We start from the raw sequence: 20,502 nt of genomic DNA on the forward strand, positions 1-20,502 counted from the left end.
GCCGCCACGTACGGGGTGAAGGCGACCGCCTGCACGAGCGGGCCCCGTTCCAGGCCGGTCAGCCGGACCACCGCCCAGGCCAGCCCGGCCGCCGACGACACGTCACACCGACACGCCCCGGAACAGCAACACGGCGAGCCCGAGCGCGAGCAGGAGGTTGAACACGGTGGCGCTGGCGAAGACCGCGACGGGTCGCCAGCCGGCCTCGCGCAGCGCCGTCACCCGGACCTCCAGGCCGATGCTGACGAACGCCAGGATCAGGAACCACACCCGCAGGTCGTTCACGATCGCGATGGTCGCCTTCCCGTCGGCGCCCGCCGCGTCGAGGTACCACGTGGCGATCACCGACGCGGCGACGAAGCCGAGGACGAACTTGGGGAAGCGCCGCCACAGCTCGCCCACCCCCGGCCGGGCCGCGTCGGGCCGCCGCTCCACCCGCAGGGCGAAGTACGCGGTGAGGGCGACCGCCACGACGCCCATCAGGGCGTTCTGGGTGACCTTGACGATGCTGGCGATCTGGAGCGCCTCCTCGCCGGCGAGCGCCCCGGCGGCGGTCACCGCGGCGGTGGTGTCGATGTTGCCGCCGATCCACGCGCCGGCCACCTCGTCGGAGAGGCCGAGCACGCCCGCCAGCCACGGCAGCAGGAAGATCGACGGCAGGGCGAAGACGATGACCAGGCTGGCCGTGTAGGCCAGTTGCTCCCGACGGGCCCGGACCGCGCCGGCGGCGGCGATCGCGGCGCTGACCCCGCAGATCGACACGGCCGACGCGAGCAGGGCGCGCAGCTTGTCGTCCAGGCCGAACCGGCCGGCCAGCCACCAGGTGAACAGGAATACGCCGCTGATCAGCAGGATCGCCTGGGCGATCGCCGGGCCGGCGGCGCTGGCGATGACCGCCAGGTTGATCGAGGCGCCCAGCAGGACGAGCCCGGTCTTGATGAAGAACTCGGTGCGGAACGCGGCGGAGACCCGGTCCCGCCAGCCGAGCAGGGTCACCGCGACGTTGCCGAGCAGGCCGAGCAGGATGGCGTAGACCGGGTACTCGACGGCCTTCGCGACGCCTTCGAGCGCGGTGTCCTCGGCGAGGACCGGCACCTGCTGTTCGAGGTACCGGGTCAGCCCGGCCAGCGCGAGGAGCACCAGGAGGCCGACCGCGATCCAGGCCGGCACGGCGCGGGGACGCGGCGCGGGGTCGATGGCGGGTCCGGCCCCGGCGCTGTCGTCCCCGGCCTGGTCGGGCCCGGCCACGGCGGCACCGGCGGGCCCGGCCGTCGACGTGCCGGCGGGCCGACCCTCGTCGTCCCCGGTGGGGGCGTCCGTCGCCGCCCGGGCGGCGTCGGCGCTCATCAGGGCACCAGCCAGGCGGGGATCGCGCCGACCAGGACCAGGCCGAGCAGGAGCAGGCCCAGCACGGTGGCCGCCCAGTCCTCGTTGACGGCGAACCGGGACTCCGGCGCGGTGGGTGGTGGCTGTTGGTTGTCGCTCATCGGGTTTCCTTCGAATGCGGGAGATGGAGAGACGTCCGTCGGGCGCGGTGGGGCCGCGCGCCGGCGGACGGGGAGGTCGGGAGGCTGCCGAGGGCGGCGGCGCAACCGTGGTGGGCCCGCCGACAGGACGACGGCCATGGCATCGGCGGGCGCGGGACGCGTGGTCAGGCGCGGACGCGCCCCGGGCCGGTACAGAGGTCGGAGGCGACCCGCATCAGGTCGACGACCCGGCGGGTGACCAGCCGGAGAGTGGTCCGCACGGATCGAGTTTCCTACTAATCGAGTAGGAGATCAAGGTAATGCCCAGCATTCGGGCGGCGATCAGCCCTCGACGCGCCGGTAGCGCCGGTCAGCGGGGCGTCGGCGCGTCCTCGGTGGCGGCGCCGAGATAGCCGCTGGCCTGGAGGTGGAACAGTTCGCGGTAGAGGCCGTCCGCGGCGATCAGCTCGTCGTGCGTGCCGCGCTGGACCAGCCGGCCGCGCTCCATCACGCAGATCTGGTCGGCGTGCCGGACGTTGGCCAGCCGGTGGGTGATCAGCACGACCGCCCGGTCGGGACGGCGGCGCAGGTGCTGGAAGAGGGCGTGCTCGGCCCGGGCGTCCAGCGCCGCCGACGGCTCGTCACAGATCAGCAGGGGCGCGTCCCGGTACAGGCCGCGGGCGGCGACGAGGCGCTGCCACTGGCCGCCGGAGAGGTCATGGCCGTCCTTGAACTCGCGGTCCAGCAGGGTGTCGTACCCGAACGGCAGGCCCAAGATCATGTCGTGGGCGGCGGCGGCCCGGGCGGCGTCCTGCACACTCGGCCCCCCGGCGGCCCGGTCGTGCCGGCCGACGCGGATGTTCTGGCCGGCGGTGAACGGGAACTTCCACCAGTCCTGGGTGAGCACCGCGACGTGCGCGCCGGCCTGGTGGGGGTCGAGTTCGGCGGTGTCCACGTCGTCCCAGCGGATCACCCCGCCGGTGGGCCGGTACAGGCCGGCGATGAGCTTGGCCAGGGTGGACTTTCCCGAACCGTTCTCGCCGACCAGGGCGATCACCTGTCCCCGGTGGACGGTCAGGCTCACCTCGTCGACGGCCGGGCTGTCGGTGTCCGGGTAGCACAGGCTGACCCTGTCCAGTTCGATGGCGTCGAACCCGTCGGTCGGCTGGTCGCCGCGGGGGCCGATCCGGCTGAGGGCCCGGTCCAGGAAGTCCCGGTAGTCCTGGTAGTAGAGCGCGTCCTCGTAGAGCGCGTTGGTGGCGAAAACCGCTATTCCGAGGTTGGAGCGCGCGGACTGGAGAGCGATCAGCGCGGTCGCGGCGGCGGCGAGCGCCACCATGCCGGTCAGGAGCAGGCCGGCGAGGACGGCGTACACGCCGAAGGTGGCCAGGCCTGCGGCGGACGTGCCGAGCACCCGGGTCCGGGTCTGGGTGCGGACCAGGCGCAGGTGGGCGCGCGTCTCGGTGGCCATCATCCGCCGGTACTCGCCGAGCAGGAAGTCCCCCATCTGGTACGCCCGGACCTCGGCGGCGGTGTGCCGGTTGGCCATCAGGTTGGCCAGCATCGACATTCGGCGGCGCCGGTTGATCCTGGCCAGCATCTCCAGGTACTGCCGGCGGGCGATCTTCACCGCGGTCGCCGCCTCGGGCACCGCGGCGAGCAGCAGGCAGGGCAGCAGCAGCGGCTGGATCACGGTGACCGCCGCCGCGGTGGCCAGCACCCCGACCACGCCGGTGATCAGGTCGACGGTGTGGTCGACGATCCAGGCCGCCTCGGTCACCCCGCGCTCGCGGGCCCGGTCCATCTCCTCGGCGAATCCGGCGTCGTCGAACGCGGCCAGGTCGACGGCCGTGGTGGCCTCGAACAGCCGCAGCTCGACCTGATAGTTGATCTGCGGGGTCAGCCGGGCCTGCGCCCAACCGGCGGCGATGGTCAGCCCACCCTTGGCCATCACGGCGGCGGCGGTCAGCGCCAGGGCCGGCAGGGCGCCCCGGATCCGGTCCGGCGTGGGGCCGGCCGCGAACAGTTCGCGCAGCGCGCCGGTGGTGGCCAGCAGGCCGAGGGTGGTCATCGCCCCGGCGGCGACGTTCAGCCCGATGGACGCGGCGGTGTCCCGGCGGCTGGTCGCCCAGGCCAGGGCGATCGCCTCGCGGACCAGCCGGGGCAGCCGACGGGCCACCGCCCAGAAGCTGGTGTGGGCGAAGTCGTTCGCGTGGTGCATCCACGCCCGGTCCTCCAGCTCGGGCAGGGTCGACGCCTCGACGCCGTCAGCCGGCGAGCCCTCGGCCGGCGCGACTGGGTCGGTTGGCGGGGTCTGGTCGGGCGCTCGGCGTTGGCGGACGGTTTTCTCCACGGACCCTCCCGGAGAGCTGGCTCCGGACCGCCCGCTACGGTCGGCAGCCACGGGGAGCCTACTGTCCGCGACATCACGGTGTCCCGTCGTAACCGGCGTGTCGTACACGTGTCGCAGGCATCGGTGGCGGGTCGCCCCCTTCCTGCCCGCCCGGCCGCCCGTGTACCGTCCGAACCGGACCGCCGGCGGGTACCGAAAACCGATTAGGCCGGCGCTGACGCCGTTGCCTGTCGACGGCGGATGCGCGGATGCGGTTTTCCATGAGCGGGGACGGCGTGATCCGAGAGCGAATGCGGCGAGAGCTGCGACGGCGGTCTCGGTGGTTTTACCGGGTGCTGATGGCATCGGCGGGTTGCACCCTCGCCTCGCTGCTGATGAGGGGCCCGAACCACAGCTTCGGTGGTCCGGTGCTGTACTTCGCCGTGCTGTGCGAGTCCGGTGCGCTGCTCGTGTTGTCGATCATCTTGGTGCTGCTGCGGGGCGGGAAGGGCCGACCTCCACGGCGTGCCGTTCTCGGCGGCCGTGGTGGCCCGAGCGCGCGACGACGGCCCGGGCGCGGACGGGACGGTCACGTCTCGACCAGGTAGTTCCACGCCGGCGGACCCTGCGGGCCGGGCGGCCGGGCCGCCGGACGGCGTGCGCCCGACTCGGCGATGACCCGCAGCTCCACCTCGTGCCGGCTGGGCACGGCACCGGGCGGGCTGAGCAGGACGGTGGAGCGCACCTGATCCTCCCCCCGGTTCCAGCGCATCGTGTTGGCCGGCAGGTGCGACACGCAGACGGCCGCGTCGATCTCGTGGGCGAACCGGGTCAGCCCGGTCCGCCACGACGCGCCGGTTCCGGCGACGTCGGCGACGAGCAGGAGCTGACGGGCCCGCTGTCGGGACTCGCTCCACCAGCCGCGGACGGTGGCCAGGGCGACGGCGGAGGTGCCGTGATCGGCGGGCTGGTCGGCCCAGTCGACGCCGCCCTCCGCGCCGACGGTCGGCAGCCCCGTCGCGGGGGCGGTTGGCCGGAGCGGGCCCACGGGCCGGCCCGGTTCGGCCCGCCGGCCGCCGGTCACCGACCCGTCCGCCGGCCCGGCCCCGGCCGCCGGCCGCTGCCGCCGCATGGTGATCACCACGACCGGCTGGCCCGCGACCAGCCAGCCGTCGATCTGCTCGTTGACCCGGTGGAACTGGGCGTCCCGGTCGAACCGCTGGCTGGCCACCAGCGGCCGGGAACTGCTCGACAGCCGGAAGCCGGCCTCGCGCAGCAGGCGGCTGACCGACCACGCCGAGACCCGGTGCCCCCGGCCCGCGAGCTCCTCGGCGAGCCGCCGGGTGGACCGGGTGGTCCACTGGAGCACCGGACGGGGCTGTCCCCGGGGCTCCATGAGGCCCACCAGGGCCGTCATCAGGCCGGGGTCGGTCTCGGTGAGCCGCTTGCGACCGCCGCCCGGCCGCCGGGCCCGGCGCGACGGGGTCCCCGGCGACTCCAACTCCTCGATGCCCTTGGAGACCGTGCTCGGGTGCACCCCCGCCGCCAGCGCGATCCGCCCGATGCCGCCGCGGCCGAGGGAGCGGGCCCGCGCCGCGAGCACCAGCCGCCGCTGGCGTTCGTCGAGATGCGGCTCCAACATCCGGAACTCCTCGGCAAAGCCCTTCACCCCATCCCCGTTAGCCATCACGGCCGAAGCGTACACATCTGCATAATCGCTTATCAAGATCATTACAAGGCACTAATTCAGTCGCCCTCAAATTGACGTCTAGTGATGTGGAACATATCCCTCGACTTCCCGCACGAGGGTCGGGCGCTCCCGCCAGACCGCCGCCCCCCGCCCGGGTGCGGCGCTTTTCGGGCGCCACGTCCGGCCCAGAGTCCATCGACGACCGCCTCCGGCCCAGAACAAGTCGCGCAGTTATTTACTCGCGAACTCGGCCACTCTCACCTCACACCGGACCGGCCTTGCGGAGAACCGGCAGGCAATCCCGAAACAAGCAACTGCGGCGCGCGACGACATGCGAGGAAATAGATATTTGCCGCTGTCGCAAGTGCCGTGTTACCTCATGGGTCTGTGCGGAGCGAACTCGGGGGAACACGAACGGCTACTGGGGAGGCGTCTGTGTTGTTCGACCACGACAGGGAGGTCCGGCCGCTGCTGGGCGCCCAGTCCGGTATCTGGTTCGCGGAGTCACTGAACACCACCGGGGCGTCCTACAGCATCGCCGACCGGATCGACATCCCCGGCCAGGTCGACGTCGCCGCCATGACCGAGGCGCACCGCCGGGTCGAGCGCGAGTGCGAGGCCCTGCGGCTGCGCTTCACCGTCACCGACCAGGGACCCGCCCAGTACGTCGATCCGGACGCGTCGTCCCCCCTGCGCCTGGTCGACCTCGGCGACGAGGCCGACCCGGAGGCGGCGGCGCGGCGGTGGATGGCCGACGACCTGGCCGCGCCCGTCGACCCGCTGGGCACGGACCTGTGCACCACCGCCCTGCTCCGGCTGGCACCCGAGCACTGGGTCCTCTACCGGCGGGTGCACCACCTGACCGTCGACGGCTGGAGCCTGGCCCAGCTGCACCGGCGCACGGCCGCCACGTACAGCGCGTTGGTCACCGGCGGCGACCCCGGCCCGCCGCCGCCCCCGTACCGCGTCCTGCTCGACGGCGAGGCGTCGTACCTGGCCTCCGCCCGGCTCGACCGGGACCGGCGGCACTGGCTGCAACGGCTCCCCGACCGCCGCGAGCCGACCCGGCTGGGCGGCCGGCGCGGGCCGCGCGGTGGCCCGGTGATCCGGCGCCGCGCCCGGCTCGGCCCCGACCTGATGGCCACGATGCACGCCTGCGCCCGGCGGCTGGGCGTCGGCTGGTCGGAGCTGGCGATCGGTCTCGCCGCGGCCTACCTGGCCCGGATGACCGGCGAGCATGAGGTCCTGCTCGGGCTGCCGGTCACCGGCCGCACCAGCCGCGCCGAGCGGGACGTGCCGGGCATGACCACCAACGCGATCCCGCTGCGGGTCGGGCTGCCGGCCGGCACCGGCCTCGCCGACTTCGTCGCCGGCGTCGGCGCGGAGCTGCGCGCCGGGCTCATGCACAGCCGGTACCCGGCCGCCCTGCTCGCCCGCGACCTGGGCCGCACGGGCCAGGGCCGGGCGTTCTGGGGTGCCGTCGTCAACGTCATGGGCTCCGCCGCCGAGCTGCGCTTCGCCGGGCACCCGGCGACGGTGCGCACCCTGTCGCTGCCCGACATCGACGACGTCTCGATCGTCTTCTTCCAGCTCCCCGACGGCGACACCGAGCTGCTGTTCGACGCGGACTCCGCCGCCCACCCGCCCCGGGACCTCGACGAGCACCTGCGCCGGCTCCTGTTCTTCCTGGGCGCCGCAGCCGCCGCCGACCCCGGCGAGGCGGTCGACCGGCTCCCGCTGGTGGACGAGGCGGAGCGGCAACGCCTGCTGGCCTGGGGGCGCGGGCCGGTCCACGACATCCCGCCGATCGGCATGCACCAGCTGTTCGAGGACTGGGCGGACCGCACGCCCGACGCCCCCGCGCTGGACGACGGCACGACCACAGTGTCGTACCGGGAGCTGGACGAGCGGGCCGACCGGATCGCCCGGTACCTCGTCGAACGGGGCGTCGGGCCCGGCCAGGTGGTGGCCCTGGCCCTGCCCCGCTCGGCCGACCTGATCACCGCCGTACTGGCCGTGCTGAAGTCCGGCGCGGCCTTCCTCTCCCTCGATCCCGCCTACCCGGTCGCCCGGCTGTCGTTCATGGTCGCCGACGCCACGCCCAGCCTGCTGCTGCTGCGCGCCGAGACCGCCGGCCTCGGCCCGGCGCTGTCCGTGCCGCAGCTGCGCCTCGACGACCCGGTGCTCGCCGAGCGGTTGGCCGTGCTCGACGGCGGCCGGCTGACCGACCGCGACCGGACCCTGCCGACCTCCCCGTGGCAGCCGGCGTACCTGATCTACACCTCCGGCTCCACCGGCCGGCCCAAGGGGGTGGTGGTCCGCCACCGGGGCGTGGTCAACCTGACCGCGGCCATGGTGGACCGGCTCGGCTCGGGCCCCGGCGGCCGGACCCTCCAGTTCGCCTCGGCCAGCTTCGACGCCTTCGTCGGGGAGATGACCCAGTCCGTCCTGGTCGGCGGCACCCTGGTGACCGCACCGGCCGAGCGGCTGACCCCCGGCCCCGAGCTGGCCGCCCTGATCCGGGAGCAGCGCCTCAACGACCTCGTCCTGGCACCCTCGGTGCTCGACGTGCTGTCCCCGGACGACCTGCCCGCCGGCACCACCGTCTCCATCGTCGGAGAGCTGTCCGCGCCGACGGTGGTCGAGCGCTTCGCCCCGGTCTGCCGGCTGATCAACGGGTACGGCCCCACCGAGACCACGGTCTCCACCGCCATGAGCCGGCCGCTGTCCGCCGGGCAGGCGGAGTCGCCCCCGATCGGCACGCCGCTGCGCAACCTCCGGGTCTACCTGCTCGACGAGCACCGGGCACTCGTCCCCGCCGGCGCGGTGGGAGAGCTGTACATCGGCGGCGCCGGGGTGTCGCTGGGCTACCGGGGCGGGAAGGCGCTCACCGACGAGCGCTTCCTGCCGGACCCGTTCGTCCCGGCGGGCGACGGGGCCCGGATGTACCGCAGCGGCGACCTGGCCCGCTGGAACGCCGACGGCGAGTTGGTCTTCGCCGGCCGCGACGACGGCCAGGTCAAGCTGCGCGGCTTCCGGATCGAGCTGGGCGAGGTGGAGGCGGCGCTGGTCCGCCGGCCCGGGGTCGCCCGCGCCGCGGCGACGATCCGCGACGACGGGGCCGGCAACCGGCAGCTCGTCGGGTACGTGGTGGCCGAGGCCGGGGCGACGCTCGACCCCGGACGGATCCGTTCCGGTCTCGCCGAGGTCCTGCCGGCCCACCTGGTGCCCGGGGTGGTCGCGGTGCTGGCCGACCTGCCGCGCAACGCCAGCGGCAAGCTCGACCGGACGGCGCTGCCGGACCCCTTCACGGTGGCGGACGCCCCGCCGGTGGCCGCACCCCGCACCGACGCGGAGGAGGTGCTGACGGGCCTCTTCACCGACCTGCTCGGCGTCCCCACGGTCGGCGCCGGGGACAGCTTCTTCGACCTGGGCGGGCACTCGCTCTCCGCGACCCGGCTGGTCGGCCGGGTCCGGTCCCTGCTCGCGGTCAAGCTGTCGGTGCGGGACCTGTTCCGGCACCCGACCGTGGGCGCGCTGGCGGCTCACGTCGACCGGCTGCCCGTGCCGTCCCGCGGGGCCGCCGTCCTCGTACCGCTGCGGCCGGCCGGCGACCGGCCGCCGCTGTACTGCCTGCCCGGTGACGACGGCCGGGTGTGGCCGTACCGGCGGCTCGTCACCCACCTGCCGGCGGACCTCCCCGTGCACGGGCTCCAGGGCGGGCTGACCCCGGACGCCGGCTTCGACGACCTGGTGGCCGCGTACACCGAGTTGATCCTCGCGGCCGGTGCCGGCCGGCCGCACCGGCTGGTCGGCGCGGGGCTCGGCGGTCACCTGGCATACCAGGTGGCGGTCGCGCTGCGGGCGGCCGGCGAGGAGGTGGGCCTGCTGGCCGTGCTGGACAGCCACCCGCCGGACGAGACGCACCCGCCCCGGGCGCTGACCGCCGACGGGGCGCTACGGGCGGTCCTCGCGCACTACGGCGAGGCCCCCACCGACGCCGGGGAGGCGCCGGGGCCGGCGGACGTCGCCGCGACGCTGCGCGCCCGGGGCGGCGGGCTCAGCACAGTGGACGCGCCCACCGTGGAGCGGCACGCCGAGGCGTTCCAGCAGCTCAGCCGGCTGGCCCACGAGTTCGTGCCGGGCCGGTTCACCGGAGACCTGCTGGTGCTGACGACACGTCGGGGCGGGGCGGGGGACGCGCCGCCGGGCCCGGACTGGGGCAAGTACGCCACGGGCCGGGTCCGCGAGCAGACCATCGACGGCGACCGGCCGGGTTGGCCGCTGGAGCCGCTCGGCGCCGCGCTGACCGACGCCCTGGCCGCCGACACCGCCGATGGCCGGGCCGGGGCGGCCGAGGCCACGGCAGGAGGAGACGGCAGACCGTGAAGACCACCGATGACCAGACCCGCGTTCCACCGGCCAGCCCCGGACCGGGGGGTGACGCGACCGGCGTCCGGCCCGGGGCGGCCACCCGAGCCGACGTACGGAGCACGCTCGGGCACCTGCGCACCGAGGTCGACGGCCGCCGGTTCGCCCTGAAGCTGGCGCTGTGCGCCCTGCTCACCGGGATCGGCGCGGTGCTGGCGACGCGGCCGCACCTGGCGGCCCGGGTGCCGGGGGTGATCCTGCTCGGCTGCATGTTCGCGCACGCCGCGGAGTTGCAGCATCAGACGCTGCACCGGCTGGGCTTCCGGGGACAGCGGGCCAACCGGTGGGCCGGGGTGCTGCTCGGCCTGCCGATGCTCATCTCCTTCTCGGCCTACCGGGCCACCCACCTGCGCCACCACCGCGACCTGGGCACCCCGGCGAACCGGGAGTTCTTCGACTACGGCGACCAGTACGGCACGGACCGACCCCGGTCGCGGACGCGGGTGGCGCGGGACTGGCTGGTCCGGTTCTCGATGCTGCACCACTACGGGATGTTCCTGGCCGACGTCGGGCGGGCGCTGCGCGGGGCCGACCACCCCGGGGAGACCGCCACCACCTCCCGCCGGATCCGGCACGAGCACCTGCTCATCGTGGCCACGCTGGTCGCCCTGACCGCCGTGTCGGCGCTGGTCGGGTCGGCGCTGGTGGGGTGGCTGTGGCTGGCCCCGCTGCTGGTGGCCGGGCCGGTGCACGCCATGGTGGAGCTGCCCGAGCACTTCCGGTGCGAGACGCTGAACGAGGACCCGTTCGCCAACACCCGCACGATCCGGTCGAACCGGCTGATGACCTGGTACACCAACGGCAACAACTTCCACGTCGAGCACCACCTGATGCCGAACCTGCCGATCGAGCGGCTGCCCGACCTGCACCAGCAGGTGCGACATCGGTTGTTGCACTTCCACCCGAGCTACGTCGACTTCTTCCGCACGCTGGTCCGCCGGTGAGCGCCCCGCCGTCACCGTCGGTGACGTTCCAGCTGGCCGAGTCGCCCGCCGACCGGGCCGCCGTGCTGCGGCTGCGCGACGAGGTCTACGTCCGCGACCAGGGACGGCTGCTCGACGCCGCCGACACCGAGGCCACCTTCGACCGCTTCGACCCGTACGCGCACTACATCCTGGCGGTCGCGGGCGACCGGGCGGTCGGCACGGTCAAGGTGATCCCCGACCAGGACGTCGGGCTGCCCTGCGAGGACGTGGTGGACCTCGGCGCGCTGCGGCCCGGCCACCGGCTGGTGGAGTTCGGCCACCTGATGACCCTGCCGAGCATCCGCAACCGGTCCATCGGGATGGGGCTGATGCGGGAGGCGCTGGTGCACAGCGTGTCCCGGTTCGCGGCCACCCACGTCATCGGGGACTTCTTCGTCGACGGCGACTCCGGCCGGCTCCGGGACTTCTACCTGGAGCTGGGCTTCGTGCCGCTGGGCGAGCCGTACCCCGACGAGCGGTTCGCCGGGTCGCCGCTGAGCGCGGTGGCCTACCTCGACCTGCCCGCGGCGGTCCGCCGCTCGCGCACCGGGCCCGGCCGGCAGAACCGCCTGCTCCAGTACTTCTTCGCCGACTACGACTCGTACGCCGGCGCCCGCTAGCGCCGAAGGGAAGGACGAGGGTTGCGCACAGATCGTCAGCTGCTGGCCGAGGCGAAGGCGGCCCACAACCATCCCACCTACTCCACGATGTCCTTCGTGATGGGCTGCGGGGTGCAGGGACCCGGCTCCGGCGCCCACGTCGGCGACGGCGCGGGCAACCGGCTGCTGGCCCTGTTCGACCAGTACGGCAACCAGTCCTTCGGCTACTCCCACCCGCGGATCGTCGAGGCCGTCGCCGACCAGCTCGCGACCGGCCGGCTGAACAGCACCAAGATCCTTTTTGAGGAGGAACAGATCCGGTTGACCAGCCGGCTGGCGGAGCTCACCGGCGGCCGGCTGCCGTACTCCTACCTGGCCAACGGGGGCGGGGAGAGCATCGACAACGCGCTGAAGCTGGCCCGGGCGGCGACCGGGCGCTCCGGCTTCGTCACCGCGGTCGACTGCTTCCACGGCAAGACCCTCGCCGCCCTGAGCGCCTCCGGCCGGCCGGAACACGCCGCGCTGTTCAGCCCGTTCCTGGAACGGTTCCGCCAGGTGCCCTTCAACGACGTGGCCGCCCTCGCCGCCGCGGTGGACGGCGACACGGCGGCCGTGCTGCTGGAGCCGGTGCAGGCCGAGGGCGGGGTGATCGTGCCCGACCCCGGCTACCTGACCGAGGTGCGCCGGATCTGCGACGAGGCCGGGGCACTGCTGATCCTGGACGAGATGCAGACGGCGTTCGGCCGCTGCGGCACGTTCTTCGCCCACGAGCGCTTCGGCGTCACCCCCGACCTGGTCTGCATCGGCAAGGCCTTCGGCGGGGGCGTGCTGCCGATCTCGGCGGTGCTGGGCAGCGCGGACGTGTGGCGGACGCTGCGGGCCCTGCCGTCGACCTTCGGCTCCAGCCTGGGCGGGAACCCGCTGTGCTGCCGGGTGGGTTCGGTGGCCGTCGACATCGCCACCGACGAGTCGTTCCTGCGCGGGGTCGACGCGCACGGGAAGACCATCACCGCCCGGCTCGCCGCCCTGGTCGAGCGCCACCCGGCGGTGCTGGCCGCGCACCGCGGCATCGGCATGATGCACGGCCTGGAGTTCCACGACGAGTCGCTGGGCGGGATGGTGCTCAGCCTGCTGCTGCGGCACGGGGTCACCTCGACCTACTCGCTGTACCACAACCGGGTGCTGCGGGTGCAGCCGCCGATGGTCATCTCCGCCGCCGACCTGGCGCGCGGGCTGGACGTACTGGAGATGGTGGTCGCCGAGGTCGACGCGCGGCGGCCGGAGGGCGTGGACCGGCCGACCGTGCCCTGTTCCCCGGTCACGCGCAGCGCGGTGCTCGCGGCGTCGCCCGGGAGGTTACGGGCGCTGCTGCGCCGCCGGCCGCACCTGCTCGACCCGTTCGCGCTGGACGTCGACCGGGAGACCGGGCCGGGCCTGGAGGAGGAGTTCGCGGGCACGCTGGGCCACGACCGGGTGGTCTGGGGCGACCTGGTCGAGCCGACGGAGGAGGGCGTCGACCTGCGGGCGGTGCCGGACTGGCTGTGGCGACGGCTGGACCGCTCGGTGCGGGTGCGCCCCGTCGCGGGCGACGAGGACCGGTGCGCCGTGGAGGTACGCGTCCAGTGGGACACCGGCTCCGGGGCGTACGAGCCGCTGCTGGCCGGGCACCTCGGACCCTTCGTCACCGATCGGCTGCACACCCTGCTCACCCAGCTGGGCCGGCGTACCGGCGCGGCCGAGACGACGGCGAGGACGTGACCATGAACCTGGCAGACCTGAGCGCCCGGTACCGCCACCGCGAGACCGCGCGGATCGTGGAGATCGACGCCGGTGGGGGGCGGCGCGAGCTGACCCACGCGGAGCTGGGCGCGGCCGTCGAGGACCGGGCGCGTTGGCTGCGCGACGCCGGGGTGGGCGCCGGCCGGCGGGTCGGCATCCGGGCGTCGAACAGCATCGACTGGGTGACCTGGGACCTCGCCGCCCTGGCGGTGGGGGCGGTGGTGCAGGCGTTCCCGGACGAGACCGAGATCGACGACCGGACGGCGTTCGCGGCCCGGCACGGGCTGGCGGTGCTCGTCGACGGCGACGCCGTGCACCGCGCCGAGCCCGCGCCGCCGGCCGAGGAGGTTCTTGGCGACCTGCACAGCCTGGTCTACTCCTCGGGCACCTCCGGCGCGCTCAAGGGGCTGCGGATCAGCCGGGCGGGCACCGAGTACGTGATCAACCGCTTCGTCGACAGCTTCGCGGTCACCCCGGCGGACCGGCACCTGATCTTCCTGCCGCTGGCCAACTACCAGCAACGGCTGTCGGTCTACTGCTGCCTGTGGGTGGGCGCGGACCTGGTGCTCTCGCCGTACCAGCGGGTGTTCGCCGCGATCCGGCAGGAGCGGCCGACCTTCGTCATCGCGCCCCCGGTGTTCTACGACACCGTCCTGCAACTGCACGCCCGCACCGCGGCCGGGACGCCGCTCGGGGAGTTCCTCGGCGGCCGGATCCGCTTCATGATCACCGGCATGGCGCCGATCTCCCGGGCCACCCTGGACGGCTTCCGGGCCGGCGGGGTCCGGCTTCTGGAGGCGTACGGGATGACCGAGAGCGGGATGATCGCCTGGAACACCGAGGACGCCCGACGGACCGGCACGGTGGGCCGGCTCATCGACCCGGACGCGGTCACCTTCCTGCCCGACGGCGAGCTGCTGATCCACCGGCCGACGCCGCTGAGCCTCGGCTACTTCGACGTGGAGCCGGCGGTCGCGGCGCAGACGTTCCGCCCCGACGGCGTAATCGTCACCGGCGACTACGGCCGGCTCGACCCGGACGGCTTCCTGACCCTGGTCGGGCGCAAGAAGGACGTCATCACCCTGGGCAACGGCCGCAAGGTGCACCCGGCGGAGATCGAGGGGCTGTTCGCGGGCGTGCCGGGGATCGCCGACCTGATCGTGGTGGCCACCCCCGCGCAGCGGCTGGGCGCGATCGTCACCCCGGTCGTCGACGGCGACGAGGAGCGGGCCGCGATCCGCGACGGCATCGCCCGGGTCAACGAGCGCCTGGACGGGCACCAGCGGATAAGCGGCGTGGCGTTCAGCGCCGAGCCGCTGCGCAGCGACCGCCGGTTCCTCACCGCCAACATGAAGCTGAGCCGGACCGCGGCGGCCGAGTGGTTCGCCGGGCAGGCCGACGCCGGCCCGCTCACCGTGGGGGCCCGTTCCGCATGATCGTCGACTCGCACGTGGTGCTCGCCAGCGACCGGGTCATCCCCCGGGAGTACCTGGAGGAGCAGGCCGCCAACATGCACCACCGGTTGAGGGCGCACGGCCGGGACGTCGGCCTCGGCCCGGTCACCGACCGGCTGCTGGCCCTGCACAGCGACCACGACGGCGACCGGCTCGTCGCCGAGATGGACTCGGCCGGGGTGTCGCTGGCCTTCCTGGTGGCGGCGGACTTCTCGCACGTCTCCCCCCGGGCCCTGCCCCCGGCCGAGCTGGCCCGGCTGCACGACGCGGTGTGCCGCCGCCACCCGGGGCGGTTCCGGGTCTTCTGGGGGGTCGACCCGCGCGCCGGGGCGGACGGCCCCGCCCTGTTCGAGCAACACGTCACCGACCACGGGTTCGCCGGGATGAAGCTGTACCCGCCGGCCGGGTACTCCCCGAGCGACCGCCGGTTGTACCCGTACTACGAGATCTGCGCGGCCCGCGGCCTGCCGGTGCTGACCCACACCGGCCCGGGTTGGGCCCCGCTGGACTTCACCCTCGGGCCGCCGTTGCTGGTGGACCAGGCCGCGCGGGACTTCCCGGGGGTCGACTTCATCCTCGGCCACGGCGGCGTCACGCACGTCGAGGAGGCGTCGTACCTGTGCGCCCACCGGCCGAACGTGTATCTGGACGTCAGCCAGTTCCCGGCGATGCTCGCCGCGGAGGGCTGGGCGGAGCACCTGAACCGGCTGTTCCGCGGCGGGATCAGCCACAAGATCCTGTTCGGCACCTGCTGGCCGTCGTTCCGGATGTCCACCTCGCTGCCGGCGGTGCTGTCGGCCTTCACCCCGGACACGGTCTTCGCCGGTGTCCGCCCCTCAGTACAGAAAATGATCATGGCGACTACCGCCCTTCGTCTGGTCGGCGACAGCGTCGCCGCCGTCACCCCGGGAGGCCACCAGTGACCGTCGACACCGAGGCGCTGCACGCGGAACTGATCGAGTGGGTCCGTTCCTGGAACGAGGACGAGTCGACGGCCGAGGTCGACCTGGACACGCCGTTGCTGGCCAGCGGGCTGCTGGACTCGATGGGCATGGTCGCGTTCGTGTCCCACCTGGAGGAACGCACCGGCAAGCCGTTCGACTTCAGCACCTACATGCCGGGGCCGACCGCGTCGATCCGCACCCTGCTGGACCACTGCCTCGGTCGATGATCCTCGACGGCCACTGCCACGTCGCGTCCACCGACTTCGTTCCCCGGGCGTTCATCGAGGACGTCGTCGACAGCATGCGGGCGCGGTTGGCCGCCGTCGGCCGGGCGCCGGCCCGGGAGGCGCTCGTCGACTCGTACCTCGCCCAGCACCAGGACCACCACGCCGACCGGCTGGTGGCCGAGATGGACGCCGCCGGGGTGGCCCGTGCCGTGCTGCTGGTGCCCGACTTCGGGATGGTCATGGCGGGCCGGCTGGACCTGGCCGGAATGGCCCGCCGGCACCACGAGATCCGGCAGCGCCATCCGGGCCGGTTCTGGGTCTACCTGGGTGCGGACCCGCGCCGGGGCGAGCGCGGCGCCCGGGAGTTCGCCGACCTGGCGGACCGGTACGCCGTGGACGGGCTCAAGCTGTACCCGCCGTGCGGGTACTCCCCCTCCGACCCGGCCCTCTACCCCTACTACGAGGAGTGCCGGGCCCGCCGGATGCCGGTGTTCGTGCACATCGGACCGACCGCCCGCAGCCTGAGCTTCCCGCCCGCGCACCCGCTGCTGATCGACCGGGCGGCCCGGGACTTCCCGGACCTGGTCTTCGTGCTCGGGCACGGCGGGGTCAGCCACGTGGACGTCACCGCGTACCTGGCCCAGCACCGGCGCAACGTCTACCTGGACACGGGCGGCTTCGCCGGGACGCCGGACGGCGACTGGCCGGCGCGGCTGAACCGGCTGTTCCGGCTGGGCCTCAACCACAAGATCATATTCGGTACGGACTGGCCCCTCAACCAGCTCTCCGGGGGGATGCCGCGGCTGCTCGACCGGGTGGTCCACGGGCCGGAGGTGTTCGCCGGGGTGCCCCGCGGGGACCGGGCCCTGCTGCTCGGGGGGAACCTGCTGCGGGTCCTGCCCCCGGCGCGGGACCGCTCCGGCCGGGAGGCCGGGGCCGGGGCGGCGTCGTGAACCGGCACACCCGCGGCGGCGTCGTGAACCGCGTTCCGGCCGGCCGGCCCACCCGGGCCCGCCGCCGCCCGGCGGACCCGGCAGGCCCGGCGGGACGGCGGACGGCCGGCTCAGCCCCGGGCCGCGCCGGTGGGTGCGCCGCGGCGCACGTCGTCGAGGAACCCGTCGAGGAACGCCTCCAGGTCGTCGAAGGAGTCCGCGCAGAACAGCACCGGCTGGTAGTCCTCAACCCGGTAGGTCAGCGCGCTCATCCGGGCGGCGTCGAGCGGGCGGATGTCGGCGGCCTCCCGGAACTGCTCCAGCTCCCCCACCGACGACAACAGGCTGGCCCCGCAGGCCCGGATCTCCCCGTCCTCGCGGACCAGGCCGTACTCGAGGGCGAACCAGAAGACCCGGGAGAGCGCGGACAGCACCTCGCGGCTCTCCGCCCGCCGGGCCGCCTCGCCGACGCGCAGGTAGATGCCCGCGAGGCGGTCGTTGGCCAGCGCGCTGCCGTGCCCCACCACCTCGTGGATCATGTCGGGCTCCGGGGAGAACCGGGGCATCGAGCAGTGCCGGATGTACTGGGTGGCCTGGAACAGCCCGTCGGCGAGCGAGCCGTAGAAGTCCCGCATCTCCACGATGCCGGCCGCCGGGCGGAACCGGAACCCGGTCAGCTCGGTCAGCCGCGCCGACGCCTCGCCGAGCTGGGGCAGCCGGTCCGTCGGCAGGTCGAGCCGGCGGGCGCCGTCGAGGAACTCCCGGCAGGCGTAGCGCTGGTGCTTCTCCCGCAACTCGGCGCCGACCAGCCGCCACAGCTCGTGCTCCTCGTCGGTGTACCGCACGTCGGGGACCGGCTGGCCGGGCACGTGGTCCAGGGCGAGCTTCGCGATCCGCGCGCGATGCCGCTGGTACGCCTCGTCGTGGCGCCCAGGGTGCTCCTCCGCGAACAGCACGGACACGTGCCCGTTCTCGGTCCGGATGACCGGCGAGTACAACGTCGCTTCCTTGAACATCGTCGCTTCCTTCTCACGCCCCCCGGGCGTGCGTCGAAGAACCACGGCACGTCGGCGCGGCCCGGGGCGTGCCGGCGTCGGCGCCCCGGCCACCGGCGTCACGGACGGGTCCGGACCGCGACCGCGGTGGCCCGGTCGCGCCCCGGCGGCGCCGCGATGTGCGCCTCCCGCGACGGACGAATGCTTTTCCGCTGCCGCACACGAACCCTTCCCGGCACCGCGCGGATGGTCATATGAGCCGAGCATAGCCAGTCGAGCCCAATCGACGCAGCGAGAGAAAATAAGTAAGCGAATCCGCTCCGGAACAATTTTCCGACGCGAGCGGAAGCACAATGCTACCCATATTTCCCGACGCCGTTCCGGCGCTGGGCACCACCGCCGCGACCGCCACCGAATTGGGAGAGCCCGTGACCACGCGAACCCCACCGGCCACCGCCGCCGGGCCGGACTTCGACCCGACCGACCCGCGGCAGTTCACCGGGGACCGGCACCTGGCCCTGTGGCGGCAGGCGCGGGCCCGGCACCCCGTCGCCTGGCAGCCCACCGCCGACGGCGGCGGCTTCTGGTCGGTCACCGGCTACCGACCCGGGGACGAGGTGGTCCGCCGCCCGGCGGTGTTCACCTCCACCCTCGGCATGCGGCTGGGCAGCGCCCCCGAGGCCGTCCGGGCCGCCGCCGACCGGATGCTGGTGGTCTCCGACGGGGCCGCGCACCGCCGGCTGCGCACCGCCCTGGCGTCGTGGTTCACCAGCCGGGCCCTGGCCGAACTGCGTGACGACCTGCGTCGGCGGCTGACCGGGCACCTGGCCGGCCTGATCGAGCGCGGCACGGTGTTCGACGCGGTCGGCGAGCTGACCACGCTGATCCCGGCGTGGGTTCTGCTGCGGATGATGGGCGTGCCGGCCGAGGACTGGGACCGCCTCACCGGGCTGACGATCCAGGCCTTCGACGACTCCGACACCAGCCCCGGTGCCGTCGCCGACCGGGTCGAGGCGCACACCGAGATCTTTCTGTACTTCGGCGAACTGCTGGACAGCCGCCGGGCGGAGCCGGGTGACGACATGGTCAGCGTGCTCGCCGGGGCCGTGGTCGACGGCAGGCCGCTGACCGACGAGGAGATCGTCCTCAACTGCGACGGCCTGCTCAACGGCGGCCTGGAGACCACCCCCCACGCGGCCTCCGGCGCGCTGCTGCTCTTCGCCCGGCAGCCCGAGCTGTGGGACCGGCTGCGCCGGGAGCCGGAGCTGACCGACCGGGCGGTGGAGGAGATCCTGCGGCACACCTCACCGCCGATGCACGCCATGCGGACCGCCACCACGGCGACCACGCTCGGCGGCGCGTCGATCGCCGCGGGCGACCGGGTGGTGGTCTGGTTCCCCTCCTGCAACCGGGACGAGGAGGTGTTCGCCGAGCCGGACCGGTTCGTGCCCGACCGGTCGCCCAACCCGCACCTGGGCTTCGGCGCCGGCCCGCACTACTGCCTCGGCGCCGCCCTCGCCCGGATGGAGCTGCGCTGCCTGCTCGACGTGCTGCGGGACCGGGCCGAGGGCTTCGCGGTCGCCGGCGCGGTGACCCGCCAGCCGTCGAACTTCCTCAACGGGCTCAGCCGGCTGGACCTGGCGGTCACGCCGGCCGGCCGCCGCGGCGCGCCTCGATGACGTGCATGCCGGGCGGCCCCGCGACCGTGCCGTCCAGCACCCAGCCGGCCTGCTCCAGCAGCGCCCGGTACTGCCCGAGGGTGCGCTCGCGCGCCCCGTCGTACAGGACCATCATCACCACGTCGGACCAGGCCTGGGTGGGGGCGAGCGGGCCCTTCTCCGGCAGCAGGTCCTCGAAGAGCCGCAGCCGGGCCCCGGGGGCCGCCGCCTCGGCCAACCGGGACAGGATCCGGGCCACCGACGCGTCGTCCCAGTCGTGCAGCACCCGCGAGAGCAGGTACACCTCGGCGGCCGGGGCGCGGTCGAACAGGTCGTGCGGGAGCACGTCGCACCGGTCGGCGAGCCCGTGCCGGGCGAGCCGCTCCCGGGCCCGGGGCAACACCTGCGGCTGGTCCAGCAGCAGCCCGCGCACGCCGGGGGCCGCCTCGAGGACCGCCGTCAGCAGCACCCCGCTGCCGCCGCCGACGTCGGCCACCGTGCCCCCGGCCGGCCAGTCCAGCAGGGGCACGCAGGGCAGCGAGAGCAACCGGGCCTGCTCGGCCATCGCCTCGCTGAAGACCGCCTGGCGGTCCGGCCGCGCGGCCAGGTACTCCCAGAACCCCTCCCCCAGCGCCGCCGGGGCGGCCGGCCCGCCGGTGCGCAGCGTGTCCACGAGCCGGTGTGCCACGTCCGAGACGCCGAGCGTGGCGAAGGTCGCCCGCAGCGACATCGGGTGGTCCCGGCAGAGCAGTTCGCCCCGGTCGGTGAGCCACGCCTCGTCGGCGCCCGGGTCGTACCCGACGATCTCGTGGCACTCCAGCAGGCGCAGCAGCCGGCGGAACGCGTCGGCGTCCAGGCCCAGCTCGGCGGCCACCCCGGGGACGTCCCGGGGGCCGTCGGCCAGCCGGTCGGGAACCTCCAGCCGGGTCATCGCGCAGATGGCGTGGAAGGCCAGGCCCTGCTGGTACACGTCGAACAGCGCCGCTATTTCCGCTATCGGTTCCCGGTACATCAGAATTCACCCCCGTAG

At 74.2% G+C, this 20,502-nt stretch carries 15 protein-coding genes; 9 read left to right on the forward strand and 6 right to left on the reverse strand.

Going from position 1 to position 20,502, the window contains the following annotated elements:
* Nucleotides 1-102: 102 nt before the first annotated feature.
* The 4 genes from ABT023_RS23985 to ABT023_RS24000 all read right to left on the reverse strand — a co-directional run bounded on the left by ABT023_RS23985 (nt 103) and on the right by ABT023_RS24000 (nt 5,485).
* Nucleotides 103-1,347, reverse strand: a complete 1,245-nt coding sequence (locus ABT023_RS23985) for a YeiH family protein (protein ID WP_350888643.1) — start codon at nt 1,345-1,347, stop codon at nt 103-105.
* The gene (locus ABT023_RS23990; protein WP_350888644.1) at nt 1,347-1,487 is read right to left on the reverse strand and encodes a hypothetical protein; all 141 of its coding nucleotides are present in this window, start codon (nt 1,485-1,487) and stop codon (nt 1,347-1,349) included. Before ABT023_RS23990 ends, ABT023_RS23985 begins: the two co-directional genes overlap by 1 nt.
* Before the next feature lie 349 nt (nt 1,488-1,836).
* Entirely contained in the window at nt 1,837-3,819 is a 1,983-nt protein-coding gene (locus ABT023_RS23995; protein ID WP_350888645.1) for an ABC transporter ATP-binding protein, read from the reverse strand.
* A gap of 568 nt (nt 3,820-4,387) precedes the next feature.
* A complete protein-coding gene (locus ABT023_RS24000) occupies nt 4,388-5,485 on the reverse strand; it encodes an ISAzo13-like element transposase-related protein (protein ID WP_350888646.1) in 1,098 nt (365 codons plus the stop codon).
* A gap of 438 nt (nt 5,486-5,923) precedes the next feature.
* Here ABT023_RS24000 and ABT023_RS24005 point away from each other — a divergent pair, with 438 nt between their 5' ends.
* From ABT023_RS24005 to ABT023_RS24040, 8 genes are read left to right on the forward strand one after another with little or no spacing between them, the layout of a single operon-like run.
* On the forward strand, nt 5,924-9,877 hold the full coding sequence (locus tag ABT023_RS24005) for a non-ribosomal peptide synthetase (protein WP_350888647.1): 3,954 nt from the start codon (nt 5,924-5,926) through the stop codon (nt 9,875-9,877).
* A complete protein-coding gene (locus tag ABT023_RS24010) occupies nt 9,874-10,863 on the forward strand; it encodes a fatty acid desaturase family protein (RefSeq protein ID WP_350888648.1) in 990 nt (329 codons plus the stop codon). Before ABT023_RS24005 ends, ABT023_RS24010 begins: the two co-directional genes overlap by 4 nt.
* Nucleotides 10,860-11,504 carry a GNAT family N-acetyltransferase gene (locus ABT023_RS24015; RefSeq protein WP_350888649.1) on the forward strand — a complete coding sequence of 215 codons (645 nt, stop codon included), beginning with the start codon at nt 10,860-10,862 and terminating at the stop codon, nt 11,502-11,504. The genes ABT023_RS24010 and ABT023_RS24015 overlap by 4 nt, the downstream gene beginning before the upstream one ends.
* A gap of 21 nt (nt 11,505-11,525) precedes the next feature.
* A complete protein-coding gene (locus ABT023_RS24020; RefSeq protein WP_350888650.1) occupies nt 11,526-13,241 on the forward strand; it encodes an aspartate aminotransferase family protein in 1,716 nt (571 codons plus the stop codon).
* A 2-nt stretch (nt 13,242-13,243) separates the two neighbouring features.
* Complete coding sequence (locus ABT023_RS24025; RefSeq protein WP_350888651.1) at nt 13,244-14,698, forward strand: AMP-binding protein; 1,455 nt, start codon at nt 13,244-13,246, stop codon at nt 14,696-14,698.
* On the forward strand, nt 14,695-15,639 hold the full coding sequence (locus ABT023_RS24030) for an amidohydrolase family protein (protein WP_350888652.1): 945 nt from the start codon (nt 14,695-14,697) through the stop codon (nt 15,637-15,639). The genes ABT023_RS24025 and ABT023_RS24030 overlap by 4 nt, the downstream gene beginning before the upstream one ends.
* Nucleotides 15,636-15,887: an acyl carrier protein gene (locus ABT023_RS24035; protein ID WP_350888653.1), complete on the forward strand. Its 252-nt coding sequence runs from the start codon at nt 15,636-15,638 to the stop codon at nt 15,885-15,887. The genes ABT023_RS24030 and ABT023_RS24035 overlap by 4 nt, the downstream gene beginning before the upstream one ends.
* Nucleotides 15,884-16,840, forward strand: a complete 957-nt coding sequence (locus ABT023_RS24040; RefSeq protein WP_350888654.1) for an amidohydrolase family protein — start codon at nt 15,884-15,886, stop codon at nt 16,838-16,840. The genes ABT023_RS24035 and ABT023_RS24040 overlap by 4 nt, the downstream gene beginning before the upstream one ends.
* A gap of 110 nt (nt 16,841-16,950) precedes the next feature.
* On the opposite strand, the gene ABT023_RS24045 is transcribed toward ABT023_RS24040, so the two are convergent.
* Nucleotides 16,951-17,835 carry a phenylalanine 4-monooxygenase gene (locus tag ABT023_RS24045; RefSeq protein WP_350888655.1) on the reverse strand — a complete coding sequence of 295 codons (885 nt, stop codon included), beginning with the start codon at nt 17,833-17,835 and terminating at the stop codon, nt 16,951-16,953.
* 407 nt (nt 17,836-18,242) lie between these two features.
* Here ABT023_RS24045 and ABT023_RS24050 point away from each other — a divergent pair, with 407 nt between their 5' ends.
* Nucleotides 18,243-19,493: a cytochrome P450 gene (locus ABT023_RS24050; RefSeq protein ID WP_350888656.1), complete on the forward strand. Its 1,251-nt coding sequence runs from the start codon at nt 18,243-18,245 to the stop codon at nt 19,491-19,493.
* On the opposite strand, the gene ABT023_RS24055 is transcribed toward ABT023_RS24050, so the two are convergent.
* On the reverse strand, nt 19,459-20,484 hold the full coding sequence (locus tag ABT023_RS24055) for a methyltransferase (RefSeq protein WP_350888657.1): 1,026 nt from the start codon (nt 20,482-20,484) through the stop codon (nt 19,459-19,461). The two genes, ABT023_RS24050 and ABT023_RS24055, sit on opposite strands and share 35 nt — an antisense overlap.
* Nucleotides 20,485-20,502: the final 18 nt, after the last annotated feature.

The organism is Micromonospora sp. NPDC002296, assembly GCF_040296145.1.
GTDB lineage: Bacteria > Actinomycetota > Actinomycetes > Mycobacteriales > Micromonosporaceae > Micromonospora.